General features: G+C 59.5%; 8 protein-coding genes. 1 reads left to right on the forward strand and 7 read right to left on the reverse strand.

Annotated elements, in window-relative coordinates; translation table 11 throughout:
- Positions 1–268 precede the first annotated feature (268 nt).
- The 7 genes from IG616_RS16595 to IG616_RS16625 form a co-directional block, all read right to left on the reverse strand.
- The gene (locus tag IG616_RS16595; RefSeq protein WP_343072387.1) at positions 269–1,402 is read right to left on the reverse strand and encodes a helix-turn-helix domain-containing protein; all 1,134 of its coding nucleotides are present in this window, start codon (positions 1,400–1,402) and stop codon (positions 269–271) included.
- Positions 1,403–1,605: 203 nt separating this feature from the next.
- Entirely contained in the window at positions 1,606–2,613 is a 1,008-nt protein-coding gene (locus IG616_RS16600) for an AraC family transcriptional regulator (protein WP_192149285.1), read from the reverse strand.
- 268 nt (positions 2,614–2,881) lie between these two features.
- Positions 2,882–5,101 (reverse strand): FAD-dependent oxidoreductase, encoded by a 2,220-nt coding sequence (locus IG616_RS16605; protein WP_192149286.1) that lies wholly within the window; start codon positions 5,099–5,101, stop codon positions 2,882–2,884.
- 22 nt (positions 5,102–5,123) lie between these two features.
- Entirely contained in the window at positions 5,124–6,332 is a 1,209-nt protein-coding gene (locus IG616_RS16610; RefSeq protein WP_192149287.1) for an acetyl-CoA C-acetyltransferase, read from the reverse strand.
- A gap of 25 nt (positions 6,333–6,357) precedes the next feature.
- Positions 6,358–6,996, reverse strand: coding sequence for a glutathione S-transferase family protein (locus IG616_RS16615; protein ID WP_192149288.1), 639 nt, complete (start codon positions 6,994–6,996; stop codon positions 6,358–6,360).
- A gap of 82 nt (positions 6,997–7,078) precedes the next feature.
- Positions 7,079–8,875, reverse strand: a complete 1,797-nt coding sequence (locus IG616_RS16620; protein ID WP_192149289.1) for an acyl-CoA dehydrogenase C-terminal domain-containing protein — start codon at positions 8,873–8,875, stop codon at positions 7,079–7,081.
- Between the two features lie 384 nt (positions 8,876–9,259).
- On the reverse strand, positions 9,260–9,724 hold the full coding sequence (locus IG616_RS16625) for a MerR family transcriptional regulator (RefSeq protein ID WP_192149290.1): 465 nt from the start codon (positions 9,722–9,724) through the stop codon (positions 9,260–9,262).
- Between the two features lie 424 nt (positions 9,725–10,148).
- Here IG616_RS16625 and IG616_RS16630 point away from each other — a divergent pair, with 424 nt between their 5' ends.
- Complete coding sequence (locus tag IG616_RS16630; protein ID WP_192149291.1) at positions 10,149–14,327, forward strand: peptidoglycan-binding protein; 4,179 nt, start codon at positions 10,149–10,151, stop codon at positions 14,325–14,327.
- The last annotated feature ends 139 nt before the right edge of the window (positions 14,328–14,466 follow it).

Genomic DNA, 14,466 nt, shown 5'->3' on the forward strand with positions numbered 1-14,466 from the left:
CTCACGGCAGCCGCTGGAAAAGAGCCAAGAAAGCTGGACCAATTGTGATGCCCGGTCTTGTCGAGAACGATGTGTGTTGGCGGACATGCAGAGTCGTTCAAGCGGAAAGACCTAATGAAGGATGCAGGGTTCCCTCCCTCCCGGCGGACTTCGCGGGTATCAGATCAGCACGGGGCGCCTGGCGGATTTGGGCCGCCCCGTGCATTTCTTTCAAGAAGGTTATCCTCTGCCGGCCAAGGCACCTGAGGTGCCGCTGCGTCAATGCTGGTCAGGAGCGCCCGGCGGTCTTCCTCATTGAAGCTGAAGCCTGTTGAGCAGGGCCTTCGAGACGCAACCCTTTTGGCGAGACGCCATACCATTGCTTGACCGCTCTGGAAAACGCGCTGATGTCAGAAAAGCCAAGAAGCTGGGAAATTTCACCAACCGGCAGATCCGTCTCCATCAGATAGGTCTGGGCACTGTGCTTGCGCACATCATCAAGCAGCTTGCGGAAGGTTGTCCCTTCGCTCTCCAGCGTGCGTTGAAGCGAGCGCTCGGACATGCCCATGGACTGGGCAACCGCACGGATGGAACAGTCTCCCTTTTGCATCTCCGCACTGATCGCAACGGCGATCGAGCTTACAATGGACTGGTGCGCTGTTGCCTCGGCAAGAGTGCGGAGTGCGGCGCTTTCGATAATGGCGTAGAGGTTGGCTTCGGCACTCGTCGGCACCAAGTCCAAAACGGACGATGAAACCAAAAGCCGGGATGTTTGGCAGTTGAACTTTATCCGCTGTGAATAGGGCCGCAGAAAAGCTGGGGTTGTCCGGAGCGGCACCGAGGAAAACTCAATTTTGACTGGAGCAGGCTTTCCGTCCCCGAGCATTCGCTCCAGGCGGCCAATGAGATACGCAAAAAAAGTCGTGCTGTAGAAGGAACGGGGCCCAAACCTGTCTGGAAGATCCCAGGTCAGGATGCCGTTCTGCTCGGTCTCCTGATAGGTCAGCCGGATGCAGTTGCTTCGAATGGGGTAGAAAGCGCTCCAATTCGTGAGAGCCTGACGAATGGTGGGGGCGAACAGTGCCAGGTAGTCAAAGCTTCCGGCGTGTCCCTTGGGCATTTGGTAAAATGCATCAAAGATGACATCGGGCTGGCTGCATCTGGAGCCAAAATCCTCGAATAGCGCCAGAACGGTTTGAATGGGAAGTTTGCTTTCCGGGGCGTCCAGCATACGGCTGTCAAGCCTTGCTCTCGCAAGTATTTGAGACCAGGCAATACCCGCCTTGCCCGAGAGGCTCTCGAGCATGATAACCGGTCCTGCGGTAACCCAGTCGTCTGCAATTACACTGACAAGCTTTGCCCGGTTTGGCATTTCTCCCGCTGCCTTTTGCAAGGCACTCCTCTGCCAATCAATCGCTATCATTTCTGATTCATTTGTATCTTGAAAGTATAGCAAGAGAGGCTTGCGTGTATATTGGTATTATTTCTAACAACTTGGTAAATTAAATGTTATTATATATTTTATATATGTATTTTTTTAACTATAAAGCTGACTTATTAAATGTTATAAAATAAATTTATATGGTTATTTTTGTGTTTGTGCTGCTTTAATTTTATTTGCTTTGTTTAGGTTTGTAATCTTAACTTGCGAGGGGAGGCCCCAAACCAGGTTTTGACCGCTCTTGAAAATGTGCTGATTTCGGAAAAGCCGAGCAAATAGGCGATCTCTTTCATTGGCAGGCGTGTTTCCGTGATGTAGCGTTCTGCGGCTCCCTTCCGGAACTGTTCGCTAAGCTGGCGGAATGACGTGCCCTCTGCTTCGAGCGCCCGCTGAAGCGAGCGGGGTGACATGTTCATGTGTTCGGCTACATTGTTCAAGCTGTAGTTTCCGAGCTTCATGCTGTCGGCCATCGCGTCCATGATCCGGGACAGCTGGGCATTCTCAGCAAGGCGCGTTTCAAGTTCCTGCTTTGCTGCCTGGACGAGGATGGCATAGAGATTGTCATCTCCTCCGACTGGACGCCTGTCTAGCAGCTCAGCGGGAAGAATGATCGCGTTGCGCTTCTGGCCGAAGACCATCTTGTCTGCGTATTTGTCCAGGAATGGACCGCTCTTCACAGGGCGCTCGGTCGCCAGTTCGATACGCAGTGGCGGCAGTTCATCTCCGATCGCTGTTTCGAACTTGCGAACGGCCCAGCCGATCCGTCCGAACATATTCTGCTGCCAGGCGCCATAGCCCTCTACAATTGGCCACTCGAAGCAGCCTTCGTTTTCCGTCTCATGAAAACTGAGCAGATAAACGTTGTTGCGCATCCGGATGTAGTTTACCCAGCTTTGACAGGATTCCCGTAGTGTTGGAGCGCAGCTGAAAAGGTAGTCGAAGACAGTGAACGTGCCGACATCGATATCATAGAAGATATCGAACATCATTGCGTCATTGCCGGCAAAAACCGCAGCGTCCTCGAAAACGCCGAACCAGGCTTTGAACGGAGCCACGCCTTCGGGATCGTCTAACGCGTCGAGATCGAACTTATATTTCTGGGCCAAGTGTTTCCAGTTCATCCCTCGTGTGAGGGGATGATCCCGCAAAACGCGTAGTGCTTCGCATCTGCACCAGTCTTTGTTGTCATTCATGAGACAACACCTCACTGGAATGCCTGTCGATTTTCCCAAGGGTATCTTGTCATGAATTGCCAAGATATGGAACTAAATGCAAAAATTTTTACAAAAAAAGTAATTAATGGATACTTGCCGTTTCGCCGGAAGGTCAAGCTCGGAAGCATTGTCACTGCCGTCAGAGAGGGGGCAAACGGCCTTTCATTGAGGTTTTTCCCGCAGAACGTGCATCTGCGTTCTGCGGGAGCATCTGTTTTAAATCGCGACGTCTTTGACCGCTTTGTGATCAGGCGGCCTGTTCTTCAATTTCCGCAGCCTTTTCCGGCGGGAAGCGGCCATAGAAGGTCTCGTTGCCCTTGGCCATATCACGCAGCAGCTTGTTCGGCTTGAAGCGCGGGCCCCACTTGCGGGTGAACTTCTTGCAAAGCTCCACGAAAGTTGCCGTGCCCATGGTGTCGATGTAGCTCAGCGTGCCGCCGGAGTAGGGGGCAAAGCCAAAGCCGAGGATCGAGCCGACATCGGCCTCGCGCACATCCGTGAGGCACTTTTCCTCGAAGATGCGCGCGGTTTCGAGCGCCTGCATCACCAGAAGGCGCTGCTTCAGCTCTTCAATGTGGAAGCTGGACGCGGGCTTGGGCTGACCTACGACCTCCGGAATACCCGGCCACAGCTTCTTGTTCTTGCCTTCATAATCGTAGAAGCCCTTGGCGTTCTTGCGGCCAAAGCGCTCGCGCTTGACGACCATCTCTTCCAGAATGTTGTCCAGCGGGCCTTCGACATATTTGACGCCGAGATCCTTGCGGGTGGCGGAGACGATCTTCCAGGCCAGATCCAGGGCCACTTCGTCGCCGAGGGACAGCGGGCCGACGGGCATGCCCGCCATCTTGCCGGCGTTCTCGATCATGGCGGCGGGCACGCCGTCCGCCAGCATCATCAGGCCTTCGCGGATGTAGGTCATCACCACGCGGGAGGTGTAGAAACCACGGCTGTCATTGACCACGATCGGCGTCTTCTTGATGGCCTTGATGTAGTCGAGCGCCATGGACAGTGCCCGGTCCGAGGTCTTCTTGCCCATGATCACTTCGACCAGCATCATCTTGTCGACGGGCGAGAAGAAGTGAATGCCGATGAAGTTCTTCGGGCGGCTGGAAGCTTCGGCCAGCGAGGTGATCGGCAGGGTCGAGGTGTTGGAGGCATAGATGGCGCGGGGCTTCATCGCGGCCTCGGCCTTCTCCGTCACCTGGCGCTTGACTTCCCGGTCCTCGAACACGGCTTCGATCACCAGATCGCAGTCGCTGAGGGCTTCATAGTCGGCGGTCGCGTTGATCTTTGCCAGAAGCTTGTCCTTCTGCTCCGGGGTGGCGTGGCCACGCTGGACGGACTTGGTGATCAGGCTTTCCGAATGCGCCTTGCCCTTGTCGGCAGCTTCCTGGTCCCGGTCGATCAGCACAACGTCGATACCTGCCTGAGCGGTGACATAAGCAATGCCGGCTCCCATGAATCCTGCACCCAGAATACCGACCTTCTTGATCTTGTTCGGGCGCTGGCCAGCGGGGCGGCGGGCACCCTTGTTCAGCTCCTGCATGGAGACGAAGAGCGAGCGGATCATGTTCGCGGCTTCCGGCGTCTGAAGCACCTTGGCGAAGTAGCGGCTCTCGACCTGAAGGGCCAGGTCCATCGGCAGCTGCAGGCCTTCCACAACCGCGCTCATCAGGTAGCGCGGGCCAGGGTAGTTGTCATAGGTCTCGCGGCGGTAGATCGCATTGGCTGCTGGCCAGAACTGGAACCCTGCCGGGGAATAGATCGGGCCGTTCGGCAGCTTGAAGCCCTTCTTGTCCCAGGGCTTGACCGGGTCGACCCCGGCGGCAAGCAGCTTGCGGGCTGCATCGATCAGTTTCTTTGCCGGAGCCAGGTCATCGATCAGCTTCAGCTGCTTGGCCTGTGCGCCGCGCAGGGTTTTGCCCTGCAGCAGGAACTGCATGGCCTGCTGGCCATCGGCCATGCGCATGACGCGCTGCGTGCCGCCTGCGCCCGGGAAAAGGCCGACCTTCACTTCCGGCAGGCCCATCTTGAAGCCGTCATCATCCGAGCCGAGGCGGGCGTGGCAGGCCAGGGCCAGTTCGGTGCCGCCACCCATGCAGGTGCCGTTGATCGCCGCGATGAACGGCTTGCCGCAGGTTTCCAGCTTCCGGTAGATCAGCGACAGCTTGCGCGAGCCCTCGAAGAGAGCCTTGGCAGCCGCTTCCGGGTCCTTGGCGCGCTGCTTGTGGAAGTCCGTCAGAAGGCCTTCCAGCATGGTCAGATCGGCGCCGCCGGAGAAGGCGGATTTGCCCGAGGTGATGATCGCGCCCTTGATGGCCTCATCGCCTGCGACCTGATCGACGATCTGGTTCAGCTCTTCCATCACGGTTAGATCGATGACATTCATCGATTTGCCCGGCATGTCCCAGGTGATCAGGGCAAAGCCGTCGGAACCGGTTTCAACGGTGAAATTCTTGTAGGTCATTTTCGTCTCCTCCGTTTCCGTCTCAAACGCGCTCGATGATCGTCGCGGTGCCCATGCCTGCGCCAATGCACAGGGTGACAATGGCCGTGTTGAGGTCGCGGCGTTCCAGTTCGTCCAGAACCGTGCCCAGGATCATGGCGCCGGTTGCGCCCAGCGGGTGGCCCATGGCAATGGCGCCGCCGTTGACGTTCACCTTCGCCGGATCCAGATCAAACGCCTGCTGATAGCGCAGAACGACAGACGCGAAGGCTTCGTTGATTTCCACCAGATCGATGTCGCTCATCGACATCTTGGCATTTTTCAGCAGCTTTTCGGTCACATCTACCGGCCCGGTCAGCATGAGAGCCGGTTCGGAGCCGATGTTGGCGAAGGCCTTGATGCGGCCGCGCGGCTTGAGACCCGCTGAGCGTCCGGCGGTCGAGGAGCCAATTAGAACCGCAGCTGCGCCGTCCACGATGCCGGAGGAATTGCCCGCGTGGTGAACGTGGCGGATGCTTTCCAGCTCCGGATGCGCCTGGATTGCTACGCCGTCAAAGCCGCCCATGGCTCCCATCATTTCGAAAGATGGATTGAGCGAGCCTAGGGACTGCATGTCTGTCTCAGGGCGCATGTGCTCGTCCCGGTCCAGAATGGTGATGCCGTTGATGTCCTTGACGGGAACAACGGACTTCTTGAAGCGGCCTTCCGACCAGCTCTTTGCGGCACGCTTCTGGCTTTCCACTGCGTAGGCATCGCAATCGGTGCGGCTGAAGCCGTATTTCGTGGCGATCAGGTCAGCAGAGACGCCCTGCGGCATGAAATAGGAGGGAACGGCCACCATCGGGTCGATCGGCCATGCGCCACCAGAAGCGCCAAGACCGACACGGCTCATGCTTTCCACACCGCCTGCGATCACCAGCTTGTGCTGGCCGGACATGACTTGAGCCGCTGCCGTATTCACAGCGTCGAGGCCCGAGGCGCAGAAACGGTTGATCTGCATGCCCGGCACGGAGGTGTCGTAATCCGCGTCGAAGACTGCCGCGCGGGCAATGTCGCCACCGGCTTCGCCCACAGGGTCAACGCAGCCAAGGATCACATCGTCCACGCGGGATGTGTCCAGGCCGTTGCGTTCGCGCAGGGCTTCAAGGGTGGTTGCTGCCAGGCGAACGGCGGGCACTTCGTGCAGGGCGCCGTCCTTCTTGCCGCGGCCGCGCGGCGTGCGCACGTGGTCGTAGATAAATGCTTCCGCCATGGTGTCCTCCTCAAATTCTGATCTTTTACGACTTGGCCGGCAGGGGATGGCCGGGCATCAGGTCGTAAGGTGATTTCCAGCCGGGTAGGGCGCGGATCGCGTCCAGCCAGCGGTTGATGTTCGGGTAAGCGCTGAAGTCGATGCCGATCTCGTCCGGCCAGAACAGATAGCCACAGAGCGAAAAATCGGCGATCGTGGGACGGTCACCGATGGTGAATTTGCGCCCATTCAGATGGGCGTCCAGCACCGCATAGGCACCCTTCGCCCGGCCCTCCAGCCAGGCCGTGACGTCCGTTTCACCTGTCTTTGCAAACATGCGCAGAAAGCGGAGCGTGGCCGTGTAGCTGGTCAGCTTGTGGTTATCGAACAGGATCCAGCGCAGGATCTCCCGGCGCTCCTCCTCAGTCTTCCAGCCAAAGGTGCCGAGTTCGGACACCAGATAGTCGAGAATGACACCGGACTGGCTGAGGCGGATGCCCTTATGGTCCAGAACCGGAATCTCGCCCATCTCGTTCACGGTTTCCCGGAATTCCGGTGTCCGGGAGGCTCCATTGAAGAAGTCGACCCAGACAGGACTCCAGTCAGCACCGCTAAGCTCCAGCATCAGGGCAACCTTGTAGGCATTCCCGGACTGGGCAAAACAGTGAAGAGTGTATTCGGACATGGCTTGGCTTTCCTACGCGGGGGCTGACCTTTCCGGCAGCCAGGGAAGGGGCCCGGAAGGCTCCCTCCCTGCCGGATCAGGATCAGAACTGGGCAGCGTCCAGCGACATCATCGTGTCCGCGCCCGAGGTAATCCGGGCAAGATGGGCTCCGGTTTCAGGCATCAAGCGTTCCATGAAGAAGGTGGCGAAAGTGAGCTTGGCCTTCAGCCACTCTTCCTTGCCATCCGCCCCAGCTGCCAGCTTGGCATTCACGGTCTTGACGATCTTCGCCCACATGTAGCCAAGAGCAACCAGCCCGAAGAGGTGCATGTAGTCGACGGAGCCGCCGCCCGCATGGTCCGGGTTCTTCATGGCGTTGTTCATGAACCACATGGTCGCCTGCTGCAGGTGATCGAGGCCCTGCTTCAGCGGCTTCAGGTAAGGCTGAAGCGCTTCGTCCTCGCCGTTTTCCTTCAGGAATGCGTTCACTTCGCCGAAGAAGCCCATGACGGCGCGGCCGCCGTTGGCGGGCAGCTTGCGGCCCACAAGGTCCAGAGCCTGAATGCCGTTTGCGCCTTCGTAGATCATGGCGATACGGGCATCGCGGACAAACTGCTCCATGCCCCACTCGGCAATATAGCCGTGACCGCCGAACATCTGCTGGGCGTTGACCGCATTGGCAAAGCCCGTATCGGTGAGAACACCCTTTAGGACCGGGGTCATCAGGCCCATCATGTCATCGGCCTTGGTGCGGGCCTTTTCATCCGGCGAGCGGTGGGAAACATCGCCCTGAAGGGCGGTCCACAGAACCAGAGCGCGGGCTGCCTCATTGAAGGAGCGGATCTGCATCAGCACGCGGCGCACGTCCGGGTGGACGATGATCGGGTCTGCTGCCTTGTCCGGGTTCTTCGGGCCTGTCAGAGAGCGGCCCTGAATGCGGTCCTTGGCGTAGACGACAGCGTTCTGATAGGCGACCTCCGACTGGGCAAGACCCTGAACGGCAACGCCAAGGCGGGCTTCGTTCATCATGGTGAACATGGCGCGCAGGCCCTTGTTCTCCTCGCCCACGAGCCAGCCGGTGGCTGCGTCATAGTTCATGACGCAGGTGGCGTTGGCGTGAATGCCCATCTTGTGCTCGATGGAACCGCAAGAGACGCCGTTGTTTTCGCCGATGGATCCATCGTCACCAACGCTCTTCTTCGGGACGACAAAGAGCGAGATGCCCTTGACCCCTTCCGGGGCGCCTTCGATGCGGGCCAGGACCAGATGGACAATGTTGTCCACCATGTCGTGCTCGCCCGCGGAAATGAAGATCTTGGTGCCGGTGATCTTGTAGCTGCCATCAGCCTGGGGAACCGCCTTGGTGCGGATGAGACCCAGATCGGTGCCGCAATGAGGCTCCGTCAGGTTCATCGTTCCGGTCCATTCGCCGGAGATCATCTTCGGTAGATATTTCGCCTTGAGCTCGTCATTGGCGTGCAAGGTGAGGGCTGCCACAGCACCGGCGGTCAGGCCGGGATACATGGCGAAGGCCATGTTGGAGGAGGACAAATATTCATTGAGAACAATGGCGAGCGTGTGCGGCAGGCCTTGTCCGCCAAAATCTGGATCGGCGGACAGAGTGCCCCAGCCTGCTTCGCAGAAGGCGTCATAAGCAGCCTTGAAGCCTTTGGGTGGGGTAACCGTGCCATCGTCGTGGCGGGTGCAGCCTTCCTGGTCACCGGAGAGGTTCAGCGGCTGGAGCACTTCCTCTGCGAACTTTGCACCTTCCCGCAGGATGGCTTCGAGCAGGTCGCCGCTGGCATCTGCGAAGCCCGGGAGATCGGCATAGGTGTCGAGACCCAGAACGTCATTCAGCAGGAAGAGGGTATCGTCGACAGGTGCGGTATAGCTCGGCATGGAAATCCTCCCAGATTTGCCGGTGACTGCAGTACTTGACGTTTCCGTAAACGTCACCTTGCTCTTTTTATAGTCAGGCTCACTCGTCTCAGCAAGGGGGTGTCCTTGGGGAAAGGTGCGCTTATTTTTGCGATTTTCCACCCATATGGTGCATTTTTCGGGTTTGCCTCATCGAAATGTGAAGCCCGGCAAGCCATTTTTGTTCGTTTTTTGCTGTTTCACGAATGAAGCGCTTCTACGCGCAATCCGTCAATCGAAATCCGGAAACACGCCATGGGGGAGGGTTTCGGGGAGGGGCTTGAAAGAGTGCTCCGCATACGGGCATGAAAAAACCCGCTCCGGAGCCGGAGCGGGTTAAATGGGAATGCAGACCTGGTGCGAAGATCACTCCTCGCCAGCGGCTTCCTTGTGCTTCAGCATGCCGGAGACGATTTCCACGGTCCGGGAGAGTTCTTCAATGGCCTGCTCGATATCCCGGCGCTGTTCTTCCAGAACGGCGATCTGGTCGGAGAAGCGGGACAGGGCCACACGCAGCTGGGTGACCTGGCCATCGCGCAGATCATAGAGATCGAGCATGTCGCGGATCTCTGTCAGGGAAAAACCGACCCGCTTGCCCATCAGGACGAGCTTCAGACGTGCCCGGTCGCGGCGGGTGTAGACCCGGTTCAGGCCGTCACGCTTCGGGTTCAAGAGGCCCTTGTCTTCGTAGAAGCGCAGGGTCCGCAGGGTGCATTTGAATTCCTTGGCGAGATCGCCAATCGTGAACTGGGTCTTCTTGGTGCTTTCGTCGCGTGCTGCAACAACGTCGACGAGTTCGTTCTCGTCCAGTATCGAAAGTGCTTCGCTCATTGAGTTTATCCTGTCCAAGCCTTGCGGCTGGAGGTCATTTTCATCTCGGCAATGCCGGACCATTGGCGGCGGTTTTACCCGTCGTTTTGCCAAGGCCGTTCCGGCGAATGTGGATAAGGCCGCGCGCGTTCCGCCGCGTGTCTTGATAACGACGTGTACCTTACGCGAAGGTCAAGGTCCAGCGTCAGCAGCTTCAAGATTTCAGTTTCGTTAACCGGAGCAGCTGGCCGGAATTGCGGTTTCTTCCAGAAAGTCGGGTTGCCAGCGCAGCCGGCGTTGCATTTGGCAATGCCGATTAACGCCGTGTTTACCCTGTCTGGAGAAAGATTCCGCAAATGCTGCCTGCTTGTTTGTACTGAGTTTCGCGTCGTGCAGCCCATAACAGTTCATTAGCGGTCTTCGGATCGCAGGCCAGGGTGCAGATATGCCGGCTTGGAAAACACGTGAGGCAGGACGCCTTAATCGCGATGGTCACATGAAGCGTGACGAGCGGTCCGGGCACTATTCCGATGACGCTTATTCCAGCGATCCCAGGCGCATGTCTGAAGAGCCCTCCAGCCGCGTCGAACGGCTGACACGGACGGCAACCTCTCTTGGCCGCACCCGCGTTCCCGAGGGAGGGCATGCGGTGGATGAGGACGAGATGGAGGCCGTCGCGAGCGAGTTGGACCGGCTCCTGAGCGACCGGGCACCGCGTGGCAACCGCCGCGGACCGCGCCGCGCTCCCCGGCCTCAGCCTGAACCTGCATGGCGGGACGAGGCCTCTTTCCGCGACCGCTATGAGCAGGAAGACGATGGGTATGGCTATGACCAGCCCAGCCCCCGTATGGACGAAGACTGGGACGCCGAAGACCGGTTTGCACCGCGCCGTGCTGTCCGCGAGGAGGCGGCCCCGGTGCGCGAGGCTGTACGTGAGGCGCGCCGGCCGGCTCCCCGAGTTGCTCCCCGCCGCCCGGCGGAGACCTACACCGTGCCCGCAAGACATTATGAAGAAGACCACTCCTTTGAAAATGGGCCTTATGGAGGCGCCGCCTTTGAAGAGGAGCAGGCATCCTATAGCGCTGCCCGCTATGAGGACAGTGAGCCGGAGCGTCCGTATTACGCTGAGCGGGAGCCTTTCCGTTCGCGCCGCCCCCTGACCGAACGTCCGCCATCTGCGCCGGACATGTCGATCTACAAGGACCTGAGCCGCCGCATTGACGCCCTGCGCAAGCCGCAGGAAGAAGCTTACCGGATGGTGCGTGAGGAGCTTGGCTCTCTCAAAACGGCCATCGGCACCTACACGGCTGGCACGGATGAGAAGGTTGGCCAGCAAAACAGCGAGCTGCGCCGCCTGTCGGAAATGGTGTCCCGGCTCCGGGTCGAGCGGACTGATGACACGTTCGCCCGCGAAGTGCGCAAGGAAGTTGCCGAGCTGAAGAGCATGGTGGGCCGCACCAACGTGGACGGGGCGCTGAAAAGCCTTGAGCATGGCTATGCCCATATTCTCCAGCGGCTGGATGAGTTGACCCGGGCGACCGTCGATCCGCGCATTCTGCACAGTGTCACGGAACGCCTTTCCGAGATTGAAGACGCCTTTGCCGCACTCCCGCGCGGTGAGCAGATGAGCGTCCTCCAGGATCGTGTCGCCGACATTTCCGAGCGGGTCGAGCATCTTCTGCGTCAGAACAGCCGTTCGGAAATCGAGCCGCTGCGTGCCGAATTGCGGGACGTGCGCGCCTTTGTGGAAGACATCGACGTTTCCGGTCTTGTCGACGCCATTGATGACCGTATGCGGGTTGTGGCGGGCCGGCTGGACGATATCGAGAAGCTTGCGCATCAGCACAAGGGGCTGGACAGCCGTTTGTCTGCCATGGAAGACCGGCTGCCCGATGCCGAGGTTCTGGGCCGCCTTCAAGGACGTCTTGAGGACATCGTCGGCATGATGTCTGGCGAGAGGATGGGACAGGGCGACCCTTCTCATCTCATCGGCGTCGACAGCAAGCTTCAGGAGATTTCCAGCCGCCTCGACCGCATGGAAAAGGTTGTGCCTGCCACGGGCGAACCCGCAGCCTATACCGCGATCGAGCGCCGCCTGGAGGCGATCTCCGGCAAGATCGAGGCGATCGAGAAAAAGGCTGAACACACCACAGCGGCGCAAGTGCAGGCGCTTGCCGGCATGTCCGGCAAGAACAGCCAAGTTCTGAGCGAACTGCAGTCCCGGATCGAGATGCTGACCACGGAACTGGATCGGCCGCGGGAAACCGTGACCACCAGTGATCTCGCCCGTCTTAGTCAGGAAATCGGCGATATGCGGGCGCAGCTGGAAGCCCGTCCGCAGACCTCCGTGCTCGAACAGAGGATCAGCGAACTGGCCGATGCTGTCTCGCGTGGCAGCGACATGGGCGATGACCCGCGTCTTGAGTATCTGGCCACAAAAGTTGCCAGCTTGGCCGAGCAGATCGAGAATGTCAGCCATCTCGATGGTGACGTATCCCGATTTGGCGCCGTTCTGGCCCGGATCGAGGATGGATTGAAGGCCTCGCGGGCCGATGCGGCTGAAATCGCGAAGGCCGCCGCCCGGGAAGCTGTTGCCTCGAGGCCTACCGCGAAGTCTGCACAATATGACGATGCGATCGAAGGCCTGCAGTCGGATCTCCGCCGCCTTCTTGATGCCGCCGAAGGCGCAGATGAGCGGACCCGCAACACATTCAAGGGTGTTCAGGACATCCTGTCCGCGCTGACCGACCGGCTGGACCATCTCGAGCGCTCCAGCGCGCGTCCGCGCGCCGAGGCCCCTGAGGCTGTCAGCGCGCCATCCCGCAAGCTGAGCCTCCGCCGCAAGGTGGAGAAGGAGCCAGAACGTCCCGTCGAACGGGTGCGCGACCGCAAGGCCGATTTCATCGCTGCAGCCCGCCGGGCCGCGCAGGCCGCTTCCGAAGAAGCAGCCAGTATCGAAGCCCAGATGGGCCGCGAACAAGGCAAGCCGGAAAAGGATGATAGCAGCGGCAAGGCCCGCGCTGGATGGCTGCGCAAGGTTCTCAAGCGTTCGGACGAGGCTGGCGAAACCACGCCGAGCCCTTCGGAGGCCATGCAGGCCAGAGCCCTTGGACGGGAAGAGCAGCGCCGTGCGCCGGTCGTGGAATTGCCGCGTGAGACGAAGGGGCAGGCCGAACCGGATCATGAAAGCCATGAAGAGGACAACGCTCCGGCAGGCGGAGGCGGACGCAAGCGCGCCCTGCTGTTTGCTGCTGCGGCTGTCGTGCTTGCTCTTGGAACCCTGCAGGTCTTCCGCGCCGTGACCGGCGGTCAGGACAGCGGAGCGGATCTTCTCGCTGAGGCTCCGATGGAGCAGCAGGAGACATCCTCGGATCTTGCACAGAGCCAGAACGAAACTCCGGCAGCGCAAACGGCTCCGGCTACTGATATGGCAAGCCTCACGCCTGAGGTTTCTGGAACTGAGACGCTTTCCTCAGAAGAGCCTGGCAGACAAGGCGCTTCCACAGAAAACGCTGTAGCGCCTGTGGCGGCTGAAACCGCTCCAGCTCCAGCGCAGGCGCGGCAGAACCCTGCAGCTCTTGCAGATGCTGGGACGACTGCTCCTTCCAACAGCGCCGGTCCAGATGCGCCTCTTGCCTTTGCGGCACCAAGCGGGACGCCGGGTAGTTTTGGCAATGCGCCAATCCAGCCGGGGGCGACGTTTGGCTCCGGGGACTCCGGTGTGATGTCCGCAAGTCTGGAAGCAGCTCTTCCGCCGGAGGACGTCGGGCCCATGGCCTTGCGCAAGGCTGCCGCAAACGGCGATCCGGCTGCAGCCTTCATCATCGGTGTGAAATACACCGAGGGCGAAGGCGTTGCCGCGGATCTTGCCGAGGCCGCCAAGTGGTATCAGAAGGCCGCCGATAAGAACCTTGCTCCGGCGCAGTACCGTCTCGCCAGCCTTTATGAAAAGGGCCGGGGCGTTGCCCAGGACATTGCCAAGGCCAAGGACTGGTATTCCCGCGCAGCTGAAGCCGGGAACGCCAAGGCCATGCATAACCTTGCCGTTCTTTACGCCGAGGGTTCTGAAAGCGCTCCCGACTTCGCCAAGGCAGCAAAGTGGTTTGAAGAAGCTGCGAACTACGGCGTCAAGGACAGCCTGTTCAACCTCGGTATTCTCTATGCCCGGGGGCTCGGCGTTCAGAAAGACCTGATTGCCAGCTACAAATGGTTTGCCATTGCCGCCGAGCAGGGAGACCGGGACGCGGCGAAGAAGCGGGATGACGTGGCCAACATGATGGACGAGCCGACACTGGCTCTTGCCCGCAAGGCTGTGGAAACCTTCAAGCTGAAGACGCCTCTCGATGCGGCCAACAAGGTTGTTGCAGATCCGTCCTGGGTCCCTGGCGCCAAGTCGTCTTCGGGTGCCGCTGTCGGCTTCGAGGGGATCCCGAACTACGAAGCGATGGTCCGCAAGGCTCAGGACGAGTTGAACCGTCTCGGTTTTGAAACCGGGACACCTGACGGACAGATGGGGCCGCGGACCCGCAGCGCCATCAGGGCTTTCCAGCGCAGTCTGGGAAAGGCTGAAACGGGTGAGGTCGATCAGGATCTTATCAAGGAACTGGAAAGCCAATCCATCTAAAGTGGAGTTTGCGCGGGGACACTGGCCTGAAAGGCTCAGTGTCCTACTTGTCATGGTTGACAGACCTTCCCAAAAGAGGGTCTTTAACCGTTAGTCGTTCTGAGGATCCCGGACCGGGCGCCCGCAAACTTCGGCCAGT

This window comes from Roseibium litorale (genome assembly GCF_014842915.1).
Lineage (GTDB): Bacteria > Pseudomonadota > Alphaproteobacteria > Rhizobiales > Stappiaceae > Roseibium > Roseibium litorale.